The 19,791-nt window shown below is 40.2% G+C and carries 15 protein-coding genes; 1 reads left to right on the forward strand and 14 read right to left on the reverse strand.

The window, feature by feature from the left end; translation table 11 throughout:
• Positions 1-121: 121 nt before the first annotated feature.
• Entirely contained in the window at positions 122-451 is a 330-nt protein-coding gene (locus EEJ45_RS11815; RefSeq protein ID WP_124565026.1) for a hypothetical protein, read from the reverse strand.
• 257 nt (positions 452-708) lie between these two features.
• Between EEJ45_RS11815 and EEJ45_RS11820 the strand changes: the two genes are divergently transcribed.
• Entirely contained in the window at positions 709-1,338 is a 630-nt protein-coding gene (locus EEJ45_RS11820; protein ID WP_124565027.1) for a 2OG-Fe(II) oxygenase, read from the forward strand.
• Positions 1,339-1,615: 277 nt separating this feature from the next.
• On the opposite strand, the gene EEJ45_RS11825 is transcribed toward EEJ45_RS11820, so the two are convergent.
• The 13 genes from EEJ45_RS11825 to EEJ45_RS11885 all read right to left on the reverse strand — a co-directional run bounded on the left by EEJ45_RS11825 (position 1,616) and on the right by EEJ45_RS11885 (position 19,784).
• Positions 1,616-2,167: a glutathione peroxidase gene (locus tag EEJ45_RS11825; protein WP_124565028.1), complete on the reverse strand. Its 552-nt coding sequence runs from the start codon at positions 2,165-2,167 to the stop codon at positions 1,616-1,618.
• Between the two features lie 113 nt (positions 2,168-2,280).
• Complete coding sequence (locus tag EEJ45_RS11830) at positions 2,281-2,988, reverse strand: M48 family metallopeptidase (RefSeq protein WP_124565029.1); 708 nt, start codon at positions 2,986-2,988, stop codon at positions 2,281-2,283.
• A gap of 40 nt (positions 2,989-3,028) precedes the next feature.
• Entirely contained in the window at positions 3,029-3,535 is a 507-nt protein-coding gene (locus EEJ45_RS11835) for a YehS family protein (RefSeq protein WP_124565030.1), read from the reverse strand.
• Positions 3,536-3,685: 150 nt separating this feature from the next.
• Positions 3,686-4,735, reverse strand: coding sequence for an aldose epimerase family protein (locus tag EEJ45_RS11840; RefSeq protein ID WP_124565031.1), 1,050 nt, complete (start codon positions 4,733-4,735; stop codon positions 3,686-3,688).
• A gap of 49 nt (positions 4,736-4,784) precedes the next feature.
• Complete coding sequence (gene galT / locus EEJ45_RS11845; RefSeq protein ID WP_124565032.1) at positions 4,785-6,275, reverse strand: UDP-glucose--hexose-1-phosphate uridylyltransferase; 1,491 nt, start codon at positions 6,273-6,275, stop codon at positions 4,785-4,787.
• Positions 6,276-6,286: 11 nt separating this feature from the next.
• Complete coding sequence (galE, locus tag EEJ45_RS11850) at positions 6,287-7,273, reverse strand: UDP-glucose 4-epimerase GalE (RefSeq protein WP_124565033.1); 987 nt, start codon at positions 7,271-7,273, stop codon at positions 6,287-6,289.
• Positions 7,270-8,460: a galactokinase gene (locus EEJ45_RS11855; protein WP_124565034.1), complete on the reverse strand. Its 1,191-nt coding sequence runs from the start codon at positions 8,458-8,460 to the stop codon at positions 7,270-7,272. The genes galE and EEJ45_RS11855 overlap by 4 nt, the downstream gene beginning before the upstream one ends.
• A 286-nt stretch (positions 8,461-8,746) precedes the next feature.
• Complete coding sequence (locus tag EEJ45_RS11860) at positions 8,747-10,981, reverse strand: alpha-galactosidase (protein ID WP_124565035.1); 2,235 nt, start codon at positions 10,979-10,981, stop codon at positions 8,747-8,749.
• Positions 10,982-11,199: 218 nt separating this feature from the next.
• Positions 11,200-14,214, reverse strand: coding sequence for a beta-galactosidase, LacZ type (gene lacZ / locus EEJ45_RS11865; RefSeq protein ID WP_124565036.1), 3,015 nt, complete (start codon positions 14,212-14,214; stop codon positions 11,200-11,202).
• A gap of 23 nt (positions 14,215-14,237) precedes the next feature.
• Complete coding sequence (locus EEJ45_RS11870; protein WP_124565037.1) at positions 14,238-15,062, reverse strand: carbohydrate ABC transporter permease; 825 nt, start codon at positions 15,060-15,062, stop codon at positions 14,238-14,240.
• Positions 15,055-15,978 carry a carbohydrate ABC transporter permease gene (locus tag EEJ45_RS11875; protein WP_124565038.1) on the reverse strand — a complete coding sequence of 308 codons (924 nt, stop codon included), beginning with the start codon at positions 15,976-15,978 and terminating at the stop codon, positions 15,055-15,057. Before EEJ45_RS11875 ends, EEJ45_RS11870 begins: the two co-directional genes overlap by 8 nt.
• A 129-nt stretch (positions 15,979-16,107) precedes the next feature.
• Complete coding sequence (locus EEJ45_RS11880) at positions 16,108-17,391, reverse strand: ABC transporter substrate-binding protein (RefSeq protein ID WP_124565039.1); 1,284 nt, start codon at positions 17,389-17,391, stop codon at positions 16,108-16,110.
• A 617-nt stretch (positions 17,392-18,008) separates the two neighbouring features.
• Entirely contained in the window at positions 18,009-19,784 is a 1,776-nt protein-coding gene (locus EEJ45_RS11885; RefSeq protein WP_124565040.1) for a cache domain-containing sensor histidine kinase, read from the reverse strand.
• Positions 19,785-19,791 lie beyond the last annotated feature (7 nt).

The following is a 19,791-nucleotide window of genomic DNA, read 5'->3' on the forward strand; positions in this document are numbered from 1 at the left end:
TTGAACAATTTTTCTGGCTCGTATAACATCGGACGTGTAATTTTCTCCAAACTCAGTTACGTCTTCTGGATACAGCTTTTCATTGTCAATTAACAAGGGAAAACGAATAAACGTATCTCCTTCATTGTATAAAGCAATATAAAAAGTCTGTTGGCATAACTTGCGATACCATTGTATACGCTTTTTGCATTAACTCATCTTCATTTAAAGTTTTTGTGCAAGTTTGTGCGAACTCATGCAAGATGCGATAATGGTCCACGAGCCAACGCATATTTTCCATTTGCTCCTCTACTTGCTGTAGCTGAGATGATATAATAGCCAACATTTCTCTGGCTTCTTGATTTTGAACTTCATAGGTCAACATCTTATCTCTGTTTTCAGAGTGGCTTAACTTTTTAATCCAGGAACTGACGATTTTTAATGCTCTCAATTCCACTTCTATTTCTTCCATAGTTACCACCTATAATTAGCCAATTTTAACCTAATAATAGTCCAAAAATTTAAATAATTCAATTGATACTTCTATTTTTTTCCTGTATTTTAAATTGTAACCTAAAAAAAAACGTTTTTTATATCCATACAAATAAAAAATTAATATTCCATTGAACTTGCTGATGTAAAAAAGATAGAAAAATTAACACATACATTGTAAAATTAAATAAATCGATAATTCTTATTATTGATTCAATTAGTGGAGGCTGATGAAGATTGGCAACAGAGAAAAAAGAATCTACTATTTTTAGTCACACTGGTAATACAATTCAAACAGCAGATCGAGACGTTCACATTATTGCCAAATTAGAAGAGCCGCTCGTTGTTGTGTTAGGAAATGTATTAAGCGATGAAGAATGTGATGAGCTTATTCAACTGTCAAAAGACAGGATGGAGCGCTCTAAAATTGGATCTGCACGTGAAGTTAACAGCTTACGAACGAGTAGTAGTACATTTTTACCTGAAGATGAAAGCGATATCATTAATAGAATTGAAAAAAGAATCTCGCAAATTATGGGCGTTCCCGTTGAGCATGGAGAAGGCATCCAAGTTCTAAATTATAAAGTAGGACAAGAGTACAAAGCACATTTTGATTTCTTTGAATCAGCGAAAAACCCCAGAATTAGTACGCTTGTTATGTATTTAAATGACGTGGAGAGCGGCGGCGAAACATACTTCCCGCACCTAAAGCTTTCAGTGTCTCCGCGAAAAGGAATGGCAGTTTATTTTGAATACTTCTATGAAGATCATGCTTTAAATGAATTAACGCTACACGGCGGCGCACCGGTCATCATTGGTGATAAATGGGCAGCTACACAGTGGATGCACAGACAACAATTTCGCTAATAGCAGCATATAGACACTACAAACGAATACAATTGAACTTAATTTAATACAGCTCTCTTTGCGTAAAAACTTACAATTAGCAACAAGCAAAAACTAATAACAGAGGCTGGGAAAAAAGGTTTTCAGCCAAAGAAAAATCCGAACTATTAGTCGGAATTCTCTACACAGAATTCGATTGAGTTCGGATTTTTCCTTTATGAGTGTTATTTATTCTCTATCCTTTCGGCTTTAGAGTTACATGATGCAGTGATGTCCCGACCTCTTTCTTCACATACGCTTATAATAAAGCTTCAATGTCTTTTTCAATATCTATAATATCGGTCGTCGCTTCAAAACGATGTAGCACATTACCGTTTCGATCTAAAAGAAATTTAGTAAAATTCCATTTGATTGAATTGCCATACATATAATGCGGAAACTTTTCATTAATAATCGAGACTACGAGTTTTGAAACAGGGTGAGACATGTTAAAACCTTTAAATGGTTTAACTGCGGTTAAATAGTTGAATAATGGATGCGCTTCTTTATCTCTTACATGCAGCTTAGAGAACATAGGAAAGGTCACACCATAATTTACCTTACAAAATGTTTTAATTGTTTCATTATTCCCTGGTTCTTGATCGTCAAAATGATTAGATGGGAAACCTAAAACAACAAATCCTTTATCCTTATATCTCGTGTATAGTTTTTGTAAATCTTCATATTGATATGTAAATCCGCACTTGCTTGCCGTATTTACAATTAGCACAACTTGTCCTTTAAATTCCTCTAACGAACGCATATTTTGATTAATGTCTAGTGCATGAAAATTAAAATCATATATACTCACAATAATTCCCCTCTTCTTTCTATAGATGCGAAGTATGCTACTTTCATCTTTATGATTATATATGTATCTATTTTAAAAGTGAAATATAAATGAATGTTACGTCTAACAGAGAACTACACCGTCATCTTCCAGCTTGATAATGCCAGCCACTTTTCCATCTCTTTATATTCTGGCATAATACTTCCAACAAGACGCCAAAAAGAGCGGTCATGATTAAGATGAACCATATGACACATCTCATGTACCACTACATAGTCAATGACCCGGGGCGGTGCCATCGCCAGCCGCCAATTAAATGTGAGCTGTAATCTAGCATCACATGTCCCCCAGGTGGTTTTATCATCAGAAATCCTGATAGAGCGCGGTTTCGTTTTAAAGTGTCTTTGATAGTTCTGAACACTTTTTGTCACTAACGCTTTACACTGCTGATAATAAAATCGTTTTAACGCCTGCTTGATCCGCTCATCGACAGCCTGCTTTACATAAATATGTAGCACTTGATTTTTAAATACTACATGGTCTTGTTCAATACTGCTGTCATGAGAAATCTGAATCGGATACGCTTGACCTAAATAGAGAAACTTTTCTCCGTACCCGTACGTCTTCTCCTGTGGTCCCTCCAGCCGGTTTTTCATCTCCTGTGAGGTTTGTTTGATCCACTCCCATTTTTCTTCGATGACATGTAAAATTGCTTCCTGTCGTACTCCTTTTGGCGCACGTACCTCAATATGACCGAACACATCAACATATACACCGATTGACTTGCGTTTTTTGTATTGTACGGTAAAATCAATGGTCTCTCCTTGATAAGTATGTATCATAATTCACCCCACAAAATAAGAGCAGGAATACCCGCTCTCATCATACACCTCTATATCTAACTGCTAATCCCTTTAAGAAATTGCGCGCGAATTTATCGCCGCACTCTTTATAGTTTTTATGCCCTTTCTTGCGTAGCAATGCGCCCAATTCTCCCTTTGAGACCCTGATGCCAACACTGTCCCATATATCGAGCATATCCTCTGTTGTAAGAGAAAGTGCTATTTTCACCTTTTTCAGCAACATATTGTTCACACTTTCCTTTTCAGGCCGCAGTACAGGTTGAAAAGGTTTCGGCTCTTGCTTACCTCTTTTAAATGTAATGAAACCATTTAAAAAGGATTCCAACATTTTATCATTACATCTAATTACATCCTCATTCTCATCGACTTCATCATAATAATCATCTTTTACTTTTGTAAGAATTTTTGATAATTCTTCTCTTGTTACCGATACACCACCAAGTTTGAATATTTCTATCATATCCTTATCCTTGATGTCCAAGGCATATCGTAAACGAATTAATATATCGTTGTTAGTCATGCTCATTGCTGAAACCTCCTGAAATATAAAACTTGCTCTAAATTAATACTGTATCATATTTTGCTCGAAAACAGAGGAAACTTTCATCGCAAGTTACGATTTCGGCTAGTTTTAGAACTATTTCAGCTACTTTTCACATATTCCGGTCACTTTCACCTACAATTCGGTCAATCCAAACAAATATTTCGTTTGAGACTGATACACCTTGCCTGCTTCTAAAATGGTAGACGGCAAATGTGGGTGATGTATATTATCTGGAAAACCTTGTGTTTCCAAGCAAACACCCAGATATTTTCGGCATTGTACGCCGCGAATCGTATAATCAGATGACAGCTGTGAACCTGAATATAATACAACGCTCGGCTGATCTGTTTCAATAGTTAACATACGGCCGCTCTCTTTGTCTCTTAGTTCAATTTCCCGATTGTTGTGTTCGTTTAACACAAACGGATGATCGTAGCCGCCTGCCAATTTATTTTGTGGATGTTGGAACTGTATGCCGTCTTGCAGCTTGCGTCCTTGCCTAAAATCAAACGTTGTTCCTTGAACTGATAGTAGTTCTCCTGTTGGAATCAAGTCCTCTCCTAGCTCTAAAAAAAAGTCACTCTTGATTGTCAGTTCATGCTCAAGCGTGTCTCTTTTTAAATTACCTGATAAGTTAAAATATGAATGATTCGTCACATTTAAAAGAGTGTTCTTGTCAGAAACTGCTTCGTAAGAAATTGTTAATTCATCACGATCTGACAACGTATAAATCACTTTTATATGAAGATTACCAGGATAGCCTTCCTCACCATCCGGACTCAAATAGGAATATACTACCTTAGCTTCTTGCTCTCCCATCACAACTTCAATGTCCCAAATTGCCTTATCAAAGCCCTTTACCCCGCCGTGCAAATGATTTTGACCGTTATTTCTCGGTAGGTGGTACGATACACCGTCTAGTGTAAAGCTACTGCCTTGAATTCTGCCGGCAAAGCGTCCTACCACCGCCCCAAAATACGGAGAGTGCTTTTTATATTCCTCCAACGAATCAAAGCCGAGCACGATATTTTCTTTAATGCCATATTGATCTGGTGTCAGGATACTTGTAATAATGCATCCATAGTTGATGCTTGTCACTTCCATCCCACGACGATTAATCAACGTTGTAGCGGTAATAATCTTTCCTTCCATTTCACCAAATCGCTCTTGTACAATCCTCATAAGTTCTTCCTCCTTAAACAGGCATTCGCCATAGACGAATGCCTGTTTATCATAATGAATATACAAATTTACGGAAGGCTTCTTGCCCCTTTGGGTCACGCTTAAAAACACCCGCATCTTCGAGAACACGTAAAAATTTCAGCCCTACCTCCTTTTTTACAATATCATGAACAGCTTCACTAGCAAGATCCTGTCCGTAACGAGCATGTATATCCTGTGCCCAAGGAAGGTGATAATCCGGCATGTCATGTTCTTTTCCAAGTAAATAGTTCTCGACTTCTTCTAGCTCGCTTTTTAACCGTGCCGGCAGAACAGCCAAGCCCATCACTTCAATTAAGCCAATGTTTTCCTTTTTGATATGATGCACATCGTCATGTGGATGAAAAATACCTAGCGGATGCTCTTCACTTGTACGATTGTTTCGTAATACAAGATCCAGCTCGTATTTCCCATTTCTGTAGCGAGCAATCGGTGTGATTGTATTATGTCTCGTATCACCACTATAAGCTTTAACTCCAACTTGAGAATCGCTGTATGAAATCCATTTGTCTAAAATATACGCCCCCGCTTCTGCGAGCTCCGCTGTCTGTGTGCTTTTCAAGCGAATAACAGACATTGGCCATTTAATTATCGCCGCTTCAACAGCTGAAAAGTCCTTCATCGTAAATGATAGCTCTTCCCCTGCTTTTGCCATCGCAAATTCGTAGTTTCCGCCCTGATAATGATCATGACTTAAGATAGAACCGCCGACAATTGGCAAATCCGCATTGGACCCAGCAAAATAATGTGGAAATTGTTTGATAAAAGCAAGCAATCGCAAAAATGTGTCTTTGTTAATTTTCATATCGCGATGCGCACCGGAAAGTAAGATACAATGCTCATTGTAATACACATAAGGAGAGTATTGGAGAAACCAAGCTTCTTCCTCTAGCTGCAAACGAATCAATCTATGATTTGCACGCGCTGGGTGACCAATTCGCCCTTCATAGCCCTCGTTTTCAACACATAACAAGCATTTTGGATAATTTGTTGCTTGTAATGACTTCATTTCCTTTTCTAAGGCGATCTCCTTTGGGTCTTTTTCCGGCTTTGATAAATTGATAGTAATATCAAGTTCACCATACGCTGTGTCTACTGTATAACTGATATTTTGCGCAATGCGCTTTGTTTGAATATAGTTGCTATTTTGACTCATATCGTAAAAAAATGTAGTCGCCTGTTGCGGGTCGCTTTTATATCTATCCCAAAACATACGGTTTAGGTCGGAAGGGCGCGGCATAAACACATTCATGATTTTACTTGCAAACATTTCTTTCTCATCCAACAAGTTCTTGATCAAGCCTTTTTTCACCGCGAAGTCCTCTAGCATTTCAAGCAAATCAGGAATAGTTGCCTCCACCGCATACACTGGACTTTCAAAGCTGTTTACGTTCAAAATATCCAGAATTCGATTGCGCGCATACACCTCATCCTCAGCTGCAATCAATCCTACCTGTTTTACTTGATCAAGAAGTCCTTGTATGACAGCATATATTTCCATGCGAGTCCCTCCTACTGATAACCATGAGGGTGTGCTTGATGCCATTTCCAAGCATCCTCAATGATTTGTTTTATATCATTGCGCTTTGGTTCCCAGCCAAGCACTCGTTTTGCTTTAGCGGAAGCTGCAATTAATTGTGCCGGATCGCCCGCGCGGCGCGGCGCTATTTTTACCGGGATACTATGTCCTGTTACTTCTCTGACCGCTTCAATCATTTCCTGAACAGAGTAGCCGTTGCTACTGCCAAGGTTAAACACATCACTTTTTCCACCGTTTTCTAGGTAACGAAGCGCCAACATATGCGCTGCGATTAAATCCTCTACATGAATATAATCACGTATACATGTGCCGTCCGCTGTTTCGTAATCATCACCGAATACTGAAATGTATTCACGTTGGCCGAGTGCTACCTGCAAAATAAGGGGAAGCAAATGTGTTTCAGGTGTATGATCTTCCCCAATTTCGCCAGTAGATCTAGCCCCCGCAACATTGAAGTAACGAAGCGATACATAGCGAATATCATGTGCGACACTGCACCATTTCATTAGTTGTTCCATTATTAGCTTTGTCTCGCCGTATGCATTTGTTGGATTTGTCGACATTTCTTCTGTAATGGGCATGACTTGTTGCTCGCCATACGTTGCAGCTGTTGAGGAAAACACAATATGCTTCACATCAAATTCGACCATTACGTCCAGTAAAACCTGTGTACCGTACACATTGTTATCAAAATACTTAATCGGCTGTTCCATTGATTCCCCCACAAGCGAGCTTGCGGCAAAGTGCAAAACACTAGAGATAGCTTCCTTGGAAAATACCTCTCTTAAAAACTCTTTATCTCGAATATCGCCTTGATAGAATGTAGCTTGGGGATGAACTGCTTGTTTGTGCCCTGTTTGCAGATTATCAATTACAATAACATCATAGCCGTTATCAATTAATTGATATACGGCATGCGAGCCGATATAACCGGCACCGCCAAGAACGAGAATACTCATTGTATCATCTCCATTTGTATTTCTTTTGCACCGTCCCCTATACTTGCAACATAAAAGGCTGCTTCATATCCAATTGTGTCCTTATACATTTTGCCTACATTTTTGATAAAACTTTCTACTTTATCTTCCTCAACAAGTGCAATTGCACATCCACCAAAACCCGCTCCTGTCATTCTAGCACCGAGCACACCTTCCTGCTTCCAGGCTGCTTCTGTAAGTGTATCAAGCTCCAAACCTGTCACCTCATAATCTTGTTGTAAGCTTTTATGAGATTCGTTCATTAGGCTACCAAATACTTGTAGTTTACCATTTTGCAGTGCTGTCAAAGCTTTGAGCGTGCGCTGGTTTTCATATACTGCATGACGTGCTCGCTTTACTAGTGTTTCGTCACGAATCACAGATTGATTCGCTTCAAACTCCTCTTCTGTTAGTTCACCAAGCGCACCAATCGGAAGAACGGTTTGCAGACATTCTAAAGCTGCCTCACATTCACTACGACGCTCATTGTATTTAGAATCCGCCAACTCTCTACGCTTATTTGTGTTCATAATGACAATTTTGTAGCCATCCATGGAAAGCGGAGCATATGCAAATTGTAGCGTATTGCAATCCAACAAGATGCCGCAATCCGCTTTCCCCATACCAACTGCAAATTGATCCATAATTCCGCTGTTTACACCGATGAACTCGTTTTCGACTCGCTTACCGATTTTCACAAGTGTCAAACGATCCATATTTAAATCAAAGATGGCGTCAACCGCCACACCAATTAACATTTCGAGCGAAGCCGATGAAGATAACCCAGCACCGTTTGGAATATTACCGCTAACCAATATATCAAGTCCTGCTGGTAAGTTACCTACAGCTTCTTGCATGTAACGAATCATTCCCTTTGGATAATTGGCCCATGCATGTGCTTTATTGTGCTCTAATTCATCTAGTGAAAATTCAATCATACCTTCTTCTTCAAAATTTAAGGAATACAGACGTATGATACGGTCAGTTCGTTTTCTCACCACACCATATGTTCCATATGTGATAGCACTCGGGAATACATGTCCACCGTTATAGTCCGTATGCTCACCGATTAAGTTGATTCGCCCTGGAGAAAAAAATACCCTGATATCGTGTTGTTCGTTTTTGTTAAAAAGCGCATGAAATCGTGTAATGAGTGCTTGTAATTCCATAGTACCCGTCCTTTCATTCTAGAAGTATGCAGAGGAGAAGCATCTCCTCTACTGCTCATATATCGCATGATTTTATAAACTCTTTATAAAGAAGAACTTCTATCTAATACAAAAACTTATTGTTATACAACAAGAAAATCACGGCTCCAAAACGCCTCGCTACATGTGTATGTTCTTACTTGACACGCGTATCTGTTAGGAACTGACCGCAACCATACATTGCCCGCTCTTCTTTCCGACCCAAAAAAGAATGTCGGTTTTTCTAGTTGTACTTATATAGTTGTAGCTATATACTGGTATTCTCTACCCATTTCACATAAAACACTTCAGATTGATAGTCACCGCCGCGCTTTGCTGTAGCACCGTTCACACCATTGAATTCCGTCGGAAGCGGCAGACCAATTGTCATAAGTTCATCACCGTAAAACTGTTTGCCACACACTTCGTATACGCGATTCTCATCCAGACCTGCTAATCGCAATGTTTTATGCTTAGGAGGGTTGGCCGATGTTAACACTTGATACCATCCAACAAACGCCTCGGCTTGGTCCTCACTTACTACCATCCAAGCTGTTTCATTACCGTTAAACGGACTTAACAATCGGTAAAACTGTCCATCACGAATTAACGCACGATGCTGCTTGTATACAGCGATTTGCTTCTTAATTTCTTCCTTCTCTTCCTCATTCATTGTCAGCGGATTTAACTCGTAGCCGAACGTCCCAAAATACGCAACATTTGCCCGCATTTGAAGCGGTGTTGTACGAAGCGTTTGATGATTAGGTGTTGCCGATACGTGCGAGCCAATGCTGTACAGCGGGTAAGCAAGTGAAGTACCGTATTGAATTTTCAAGCGCTCCACCGCGTCTGTATCATCGCTTGCCCAGGCCTGCGGGGCATAATACATCATACCCGGATCGAAGCGCCCGCCCCCGCCCGCGCACGATTCAAACAGAACATGTGGGAATTCCTTTGTTAAGCGTTCATATAGGTTATATACACCCAGAATATAACGGTGAAAAAACTCACCTTGCCGATGCACTGGCAGCGCGTTTGAAAACGCCTCCGTCATATTACGGTTCATATCCCATTTAACATATGATAGATTTGTCTCACGAATAATAGCGGACATTCTGTTATACATATAGTCCACAATGTCAGGTCTTGAAAAATCGATTACAAGCTGATTGCGCCCCAACGTATATGACTGTCCTGGTACGCCTACTGCCCAGTCAGGATGCTGACGAAACAAATCGCTATTTGGACTAATCATCTCCGGTTCAAACCACAAACCAAATTTCATTCCCGTCGCATTGATTTTATTGGCTAAGCTACCCAATCCGTTCGGTAGCTTTCGCTTATCAACATACCAATCCCCAAGAGACGATGTATCATTATCACGCTTACCAAACCAACCATCATCTAGCACGAACAATTCAATTCCAAGCTCGCTGGCGGATGTCGCGATTTCAACCAACTTTTCTTCATTAAAGTCAAAATAAGTCGCTTCCCAGTTGTTGATTAAAATTGGGCGCACTTCTTTCTTCCACTGCGCCGGAATTAAATGATTACGATACAGCCCATGAAACGCCTGGCTCATACCGTTTAAACCCTCGTTTGAATAGACCATCACGACTTCAGGCGTTTGGAAACTTTCCTTAGGGTTTAGTTCCCATTGAAAACCGTAGTGATGAATGCCAGCTGTTAGTCTCGTCACGTCATAATGATCCACTTCGACCTGCATGAGGAAGTTACTGCTGTAAACAAGCTGAAACCCGTATACTTCGCCATGCTGCTCAGTTGCATCTAGTCTTTTTAAAGCTAAAAACGGATTATGATGATGCGAGCTAGCGCCGCGAATACTGCTAATAGACTGGATACCTGCTTCAAGCTTTCTTTCCTTAATGTGCCGCTCTCGTGACCATGTACCAACTAAGTGAAGCATTAAAAAATCTTTATCCGGTAAATCGATGGAAGCACCCATCAACCGATTGATGATAATAGCATTCTCTCCCAAATTCCGCAGCAAAACACTACGCGTAATAACTGGCTTATCACGAAAAATCGTATAGTTTAAGACAAGCTCAGCCTGTAAAAATGCATCTTGCAGTACAACTTGAAGCGTCTCGGCTTCTTCAGCAGTGGCATAGGTTGCCGGCAAACCTTCTAGATTAGGTTTCCCTGACAATATGCGGTATGAATGGTATTTAAAATCCGGTACATGATTTTCATTTGGGTTGCGCACGCTAATCGCTGGCTCGCGAAAATCAGAGTTGCCGTAGGCTGGATATTCTTGCCTTATCGTTTCTAGACTAAAGGCTGGATCATCGGCATATATATGACAACTTGCCGCAGTTGGCACATCGTATGTTTGCAAATGCGAAAAATCCAGTCTATGACGAAGTGCTTTTCCGTAATACAAATGACCAAGCTGCCCATTTTTCATCACATGAAAGATATAGCTCACCTGACCGTTTGTTAAATGAAATTGCTGTCTATCTAGGTCTACTTGAATTAACATACAAGCGCCTCTCCTTCTATATGATATAGCTCTGTTAAAGTTTATTGGTGATTGCTCTCCACGGGCGGTCAGGGAGCCTCCTCAGCGCTATGCGCCTGCGGGGTCTCTCTTTGACTCGCTTTTCCCGCAAAATTCTCATCCCTTCACTCCCATCACCAAATGCAAATGATCAACATTATGCTTTAACATAGCCATTTATATAAATATGAAAAATCTATTTACACCCTCTCAATCTTAAACTCAAATTCCAAATCCTGATCCGCCGGAATTAAATATTCGTCATGCACAGGTGCACCCCAGCTGTCATCGCCGCCAACACCCATTTGCTTCCCTGCTACTGTAATAACGCTATAATGACGGTTTGGCAATTCGTACATATGGTAGGCATTCTCAAGCTCCAAAGCTGTATAAGGTGATGCGTTGCACTCTAGGGGTTCACTCGTTGCAATAATTTTGATACCCTGTCCTTGTTTATTTCTTATACACAAGCGTCTTACACCAGTACGGTTTCCGGATTCCTGCGGTTTAATATAGTGCGCAACATTGTCAGTAACAGTATTTGTAAAGATTCCTAGTTTTGCTCCCTTTGAACGGTCAGAATAATTTTCACAAGGTCCAAGCGCATACCATTCCAATTGGTCATAATCAGCTATTGTTTTAAAACTTAGTGCGAACGTCGGCATTTGCGGTAGGTTTGGGGCACCGCGATAGGAAGACTTCACATGAATACTACCATCTCCAGCTACCGTATACTGCACCTTTACCTCGGCAGCTTCGCTAATAGACAGTTTATATGTGAAGGCAACTGTTGCCGTTTCATTTTCTTCCGTTACTTCCACATGCACGCATTTACGCGCAAGGCTAGCTGCGTACCAAATACCAGATTGATAGGCTTGCCCGAAGCCTTTATCGTTATCCGTTGTTGCACGCCAAAATAGCGGCGCTGGCGGAATCGCAATCATCTCTTTGCCATCATATTTGAGAGAAACAAGACTACCGACTTGCTTGGAGAAAATCGCTGAGAAATCGCGGCCATGAACACCGATATTTACATCACCTTGCACAACGCGCACCTCGCCTTGTATGTTAGGCTGCTCTCCCTGAACGGAGAAGATATACTGCCCGAAGGCCATTTCGTGTCCTGCTTCTGCCCATAGCTGCTTTTCCTTCAGCTGACAAATGACTTGGATACAATATTCACCTGATGCCGTAAGATATTCTTTTGGAATATGAACTGCTATTCGTTTCTCACTTTGCGGTTTTACGTTTACTTCTAGCTGCACACGGTACACCTCTTGTCCTTCTAAAAGCACTACATAAAAAAACGCATAATTTGAAGTATCCGTAAACAAATTTTCATTTTGGATAAGTACACCAGATGTATCTGGATATAATTTAATAGTTTGATATAAATATTTAACCTCTTGCATTTTCGGTGTAATCGTTCGGTCTGCATATACCAATCCGTTCCCGCAGAACCAATAATCCGTTGGACGGTCATCAAAATCACCGCCGTATGCTAAAAACTCTTTGCCATAACGATCCTTTTTCGCTAATGCCTGGTCAATGAAATCCCAAATAAAGCCGCCTTGATACATAGGATACTTTTGCTCAAGATCTGTGTATTTGTACATACCGCCAAGCGAATTGCCCATCGCATGCATATATTCACAGCTAATATACGGTTTATCGGGATTTTCCGTTAGATACTTTTCAATATCAGCCGGCTTGGCATACATACGCGTTTCCATATCGCTAGTTTCACGATATTCTGGCGTGTAAAACACGCCTTCGTAATGAACAAGACGGTCTGGATCAACACTTTTAAAATAACGAGACACGTTTAAGATTACTTCTCCCCCGTACGATTCGTTACCACATGACCAAATTAAGATGGAAGGATGATTTTTATCACGTTCATACATAGAAATAGCACGATCCATCACAATTTCCTGCCACTCTGGCTTATTACCAGGGATGTTCCAAGACGGTTCAACAACGCCCATCTTCTGCCAAGAGCCGTGTGTCTCTAAGTTCATTTCATCAATCACATACAAACCATATTCATCACATAGCTCATACCACTCTGTTTGATTTGGATAATGAGAGGTACGCACTGCGTTGATATTATTTTGCTTCATGGTCTGGATGTCCCACAGCATATCTTCTTTCGTAATCGTTCTTCCCGTATAGCAATTAAACTCATGTCGATTTACACCTTTAAAAACAATGCGCTTACCATTTAAATGCATCATTTTATTCTTGATTTCAAATCGTCTAAAACCAACTCGATGCGGGATTGCCTCCACTAGCTGACCCGCTTCGTTATACACCGCTATCAATAGCTTATATAAATACGGACTTTCCGCACTCCATAGCTCTGGTTGGTCCAGTTCTATTGTAAATGCAGCACTCTCCGCTTCCTGCGTTGCTACTACATTTCCTTGTGCGTCTAATAGCTCTGCGGTAATTTTGCTTGGCACGCTACTTCCTACAAGCTTGAGTGCTGCACTAAGTGTTCCTTTGGTATAGGTATCATCGAGTGTTGCACGTACATCTAAATCCGCCACATGAATTTCTGGAACTGTATACAAATATACATCGCGAAAAATACCGGAAAAGCGCCAAAAGTCTTGGTCTTCAAGCCAGCTTCCCGTACTGCGCTGATATACCTCAACTGCCAGCTTATTTTCACCCTCGATGATAAAAGAAGAAAGATCGAATTCCGCTGGTGTAAAGGAATCCTCACTATAGCCAACAAATTGACCATTCAACCATACATAAAACGCCGATTCTACGCCTTGAAACGAAATGTATACCGGCTTATGCTCCATGTTTGCTGGAAGCATAAACGTTTTAACGTAGCTTCCAACAGCGTTGCGGTCCATCGGAATTTCTGGCGGACGAACTTCAGAGATTCCGTCCCAGGGATACATTGTGTTTACATACTGCGGTGTGCCGTATCCCTGTAGCTGTATATGTCCGGGTACCGTAATATCATCCCAGTTTGCACAGTTAAAGTTTGGCTCAAAAAATGTTGCGGGGCGGCTGTCTGGGTTAACTGCATAATGAAACTTCCAGCTTCCGTTCAAGCTATATCTTAGCTTCATCGGCGCATTGCGCTTTGCTTCCTCCATCGTCTCAAAATACACATGATCGGAATGAGCAGGCACACGATTTACGGCGAACACATCCAAATCAGACAGCCACTCTATGTTAGAAATCGATTTCATTTTGTAAAACTCCCTTCTCCTTCTTACTTCACAGAGCCCATCATGCCGGCAACAAAGTGTTTTTGCATCACAAAAAAGATAATTGCTACTGGCAGAGTGGCAATTACGATTGCTGTCATAATTACACCGAAATCAGGCGCATAGCTCGATCCTAGATTTGAAATCAACAATGGAATCGTCATCTTTTCTGGTGACTGCAAGATAACGAGCGGCCACAGATAGCTGTTCCAGCTCGCCATAAAGGTAATAATGGCTGCCGCAGCGTACGTTGTTTTCATGGTTGGAATGTAAATTTTAAAAAATAAACCTAGCTCTGATAATCCGTCGATTCGTCCCGCCTCTAAAATCTCCTTTGGAAACATTTTTGTACTTTGACGGAAGAAGAAAATTAAAAATGCCGTTGTCACTGTTGGCAATACAACAGCGGTTAAAGAATCGATTCCAATCATCGGAAATGTTTGAGAAAGATCGCCGAACATTCTAAATAAAGGAACCATCAAGGCCGCAAACGGAATCATCATAGAAAGCAATAACACATTAAAAAGGATATCCTTTGCTTTGCTTCGATAAATCTCAAATCCATAACCGGCCAAAGATGCAATTAACATTGCCAAAACGGTTGTAGAAATCGAGATTTTCGCAGAGTTTACAAGTGCCGGTACTAAGTCCACTGTATTTAATAGATTCGAAAAGTTTTCAAAAAAGTTTGTCCCCGGTAGTAGACGTCCCTTCGTTACGTCTACAGATTTATTTGTCGCGCTGACGACCATCCATAAAAACGGAAAGATTGAAACAAACGCTGCCATTGTAAGAATTGTATAAGCCGCTATTGTCTTTAGTTTAGTCATTTTTCTCACCTGCCACTTTAAATTGAATAATTGCCAGGAATACAATCATGATTACGATGGCATAAGAAACCGTTGCCGCATACCCAAAATCCGGTGAATACTTAAACGATAAATTGTAAATGTACTGCGAAATGGTCATCGTACTGTTTCCCGGTCCGCCTTTTGTAATATTCATAACCTCGTCAAACAACTGCAGTGTACCGATTGTAGACGTAATAGAAGTGAATAGGATAATTGGCTTTAGCATCGGCACAGTAATTTTGAAAAACGTTTGTATAGAGGAGGCACCATCCATTTTCGCTGCCTCATAAATTGACTGATCAATATTTTGAAGTGCGGATAAAAAGAAAATCATATTGTAACCGGTCCAACGCCATGTGATTGCGATAATAATGGTTACCTTTGCCCAGAATGGATCTGTCAAAAAGGGAATAGGCGCATTAATAATAGATAACTTCATGAGCATAATGTTGATAATACCGTCTTGCCCAAACAAGTATTTAAAAATAACGGAGTATGCAACGAGAGACGTCACAGCTGGCAAGAAAATAGCTGTTCGGTAAAACCCCTTCCATTTCAATGCTTGATTGTTTAATAGAACAGAAAAGAAGATTGCCAAAATAATCATTAAGGGTACTTGGATAATCAAATAAAGTAAGGTGTTCTTTACTGTTGTAAGAAAAATAGGGTCTTTCAGCAATCTTGCGTAGTTCTCAACACCGACAAAGGAAAGATTAGCTCCTTTTCCAGATTGAAAGCTTAAAATAAGTGCTTGAATCATTGGATAAAAATAAAACATAAAAATCATTGCTGCAGCGACAAGAACGAATGACCAGCCAATTAATGTGCTTTTTAAGCGCAGGTTACGGCTGCTTGTCTTCACTTGCGGATGCGTATTTGCTTTTGCAGGTATCATTTTAATCAGCTCCTTGCCTCTCTTAATAAGAAAACCTCGGAAAGAACTCGCCTGGTACATCAGTGACTTCTGTACACTCTGTCAGAAGAAGCCGGCGAATTTCCGAGGCTTTTTATTATGCGGTTATTTTTATTTCAATTGTGCTTCGGCTTGACTTTGTGCATCCTTCAGCATTTTATCAAGGTCCTTACCCTTCATATAGTTTTGCGCTTCTACGACAAGAATGTCTTCAATTGCATATGTGTGAATACCGTAGTTAACTTGTGGAATCTGCTCAATCCATTTAGAGAAATCCGCTACAATTTTTTGACCGCCAAAGAATTCGTCAGCGCGTTGGTACACATCATCATTAGCAGCAGGCTTGTATGTGCCGATTGCACCCATTTCCTTATTTAATGTTTGGTAAAACTCTTTATTAGAACCAAACGTTTTCGCTAAGAAGTCTGCTGCTTTTTCTTTACCAGGTACGTTCAATACATACCAAGAGCTTCCGCCAAGGTTAGATGCGCTTACTGACTTCTCTACACCAGGAAGTTTAGGGAACGGTACAACTGCCCATTTACCAGACTGAGAAGCTTCAGCTTTAATAGAAGGTGTAATCCAGTTTCCTGTAGGAACAGTTGCTACATCTCCGCTGTTAAATGCTGCTACGAATTGACTCCAATCCGAAACAGGTTTCACTAAGCCTGAATTCATAATTTCTTTGTACATTTCAAATGCTGCTTTTAATTCTTTATTACCTGCTAAATAAGGCGTTTTACCGTCTTCTTTTGTATACCAAGAACCTGCCGTTTGTGCCATCATACGAACTAAAGACAGTTCGTTCGGATCTTGTGTCATCATTTGTTTGCCTGTCGCTTCTTTTACCTTTTTACCAATTTCTAAATACTGTTTCCAATCAATGTTTTGCAAGTCTTCGACTTTATAACCTGCTTTTTCTAAGTAATCTGTTCTTACATATAAACCTGCCACACCTGTGTCAAACGGAACGCCGTAATTTTTACCATTTACACTTGTCGGCGCTACCTTATAAGCAGCAAAATCGTCCGCTTTAAATGTGCCTGTCATATCATGAAACATATCTGGATAAGCCTGCAGGAAGCTTTGTGCACGGTAGTCTTCAATCAATACGATGTTTGGAAGACCCTTTGTTGTGCCAGAACTTAAGCTTGTGTTTAGCTTTTGAATAATGTCAGCCTGCGCATTTTCAACAATTTTAATATTTACGTCTTTATTGTTGTATGTTTCTTTTGCAATGTTTAGTGCTTTAATGTTAAAGTTTGGATCCCATGCCCAAATTGTAATCGTATTTGTATCTTTGCCCTCGCTTGATGCTTTATTCGTCTTTGAACCGGACGAACATGCTGTCAACATGAGAATACTGACTAAGAAAAATGCCAATACTTTCTTCATTGAGCTTCCCCCTACATTTTTAGTTTTGTAAGCGCAACCATCCTTACATGCAATTATCATACTATAAATAAAAACGCTTTCATTAGCATGATATTTTCTATCTTTTGTACTATTTTTACAAGATAAACAAGTTCCAAGTTTGGGATTGAGATTATTTTTAGAAGTTTGGATTATTTTTAGGAACATACTCTCCTATATAAGTATAACTAGAAAAACCGACATTCTGTTTTTGGATGGGAAAGAAGAGCAGGCAATATATGGTTGCGGTCAGGACTTAAGAGCTACGCGTGTCAAGTAAGAACATACACACGGAGCGAGGCGTTCTGGATATATGGCAAAAAAACATCTCGACTTATATAGATGGGAGAGAAGAACAGGTGATGCCTGGCTACGGTTGGGACTTATGAGATGATTGTGCTGGGTTAAGTTATTTATTTTGGTACTTTGATTTCTTTTCTGTTTATCACCCAAAAGAGTGGTAATGCTCCTATCTAAGGTAACATGGAAAAATAGACCACCAGTGAAAACCAAGCAAAATCAAGAGTTTCAGAGGTGGTCTATTTCACATACTTCGGTTAAATTTTATCAACAAGGGGCTTTTGGATTAGCCCCTTTTCTTAGTCTTTGTTAATTGGCATGGTGATATGTACCTTTGTCCCCTCTCCTAGTTCGCTAGAGATGGTGACGCCGTATTCTTCTCCGTACATAAGTTGAATGCGTTCATGTACATTTTTTACACCAATGCCTGAGAATAATTGCTGCTTACGCTTTTGCTTTGGTAGTTTTGTTTCAGCAGAAATCTCCATACCGTCACCATTGTCTACGGTTTCGCAAATCAAAGTGCCGCCATCCTTCCAAATGAGAACATTAATAGAACCTTCATGCTTTTGATTAAAGCCGTGGAAAAAGGCATTTTCCATAAACGGCTGTAGCACTAACTTTGGCACTTTGTAAGATAGGCAGTCCGGCGAAATAAAGTAATTTACTTTAATACGCTCACCATATCGTTTTTGATTAATCAATACATAATGCTTTAAATTTTCAACCTCTTGTGCCACAGTAATGGTTTCACTCACATTACCTACTGTATTTTGCAGAAGTGAAATGAGCGCATGAATAGTTGCTTCTGTTTCTGCCTTCTCACCTTGCTGCACCATAAATTTAATGGATGTAAGCGTATTATAGAGAAAATGTGGATTGATTTGCTGCTGGAGGGCAGCAAGCTCTGCATTGCGCCGGAGCTGCTGCGAAAGGACTAGCTCATCCATATACTCTTGAATTTCATCAAGCATTAAATTAAAGGCTTGACCAATCTCCTTAGTCTCATACGTGCCTGATACAGGCACATATTCATCGAAATCATTTTTAGATGCATTAATAATTTTGCGAACCAATAGAGACAATGAATTTGTAACGCGGCGCGTGACTAAAAATACGATTATCACTGCAAGGAGCACAATGCCAAGCACGATAAAAATCATATTCTTTTTATCAATTAAATCACCGAACGCTGTTTCTTTATCAATGACATTAAACATGTACATATCAAAGAAAGGAAGATATTCTTTTAGAATTAAATACTCTTTGCCTTTTATTTTGCCAACAAGATAATGGCTGTTATCAGCTTCCATTCTTTCTGCATACGTAAGAAGCTTTGTTTCGCTTGTGCCAATTCGCTCCTCTTGACTGCTAGAAATAATCGTTCCTTGGCGGTCTAAGATGTAGAAATCATTTCCCGGGCTTGTATAGTTATCATACGTACGATGTTTAAACTCGCTCTCCTTGACTGCGAAGTACATCGCACCGTAAATGTTTCCCGTACTGCGCTGCATCAGTGCTTTCGATGCAATCATAAACCGTTCTTCACCCGTTCCTGCATTTTTGCGCGGCTGATAATGATAGTGATACATCAGCTTGCGTGGCTGCTTCATAGTTTGCTCAGTAATTGAGCTATCCTTCAATTCCATGTCCGATATGGGCCAGTAACTGCGGTCTGTCGTATAGACAAGTCCATTTTTCCCCATAACAAGTACGCTAATATCCTTGCCTGCCATATACGGCTGCAGACGCTTCATCTGCTGTCCTAGCGTATAGTACGCTTCCATTGTTTCTTGATCCCCCGCATCCTCGGACAGTACACTTTGTACCGTTCCATTTTGAAGCAGATTATTAGATGCAAGCACAATGGAGTAATTGTAATACTCCATACTGTCCTTTACCTGGCTCATTACCTTGGCGTTCATAATACTGAATTTTTCGTAGAAAAAATTCTCGGACATTCGAATGGTTGCCCAGGTGATGGCAACTGACACAATTGTGATAATAAAAATAGTAATGAAGAACATAATCGTAAATAAACCATTATATCTAAAGCGCTTTGATATCCATTTCATGGGCAGC

Origin of the sequence: Ectobacillus antri (genome assembly GCF_003852715.1) — a bacterium.
GTDB lineage: Bacteria > Bacillota > Bacilli > Bacillales > Bacillaceae_G > Ectobacillus > Ectobacillus antri.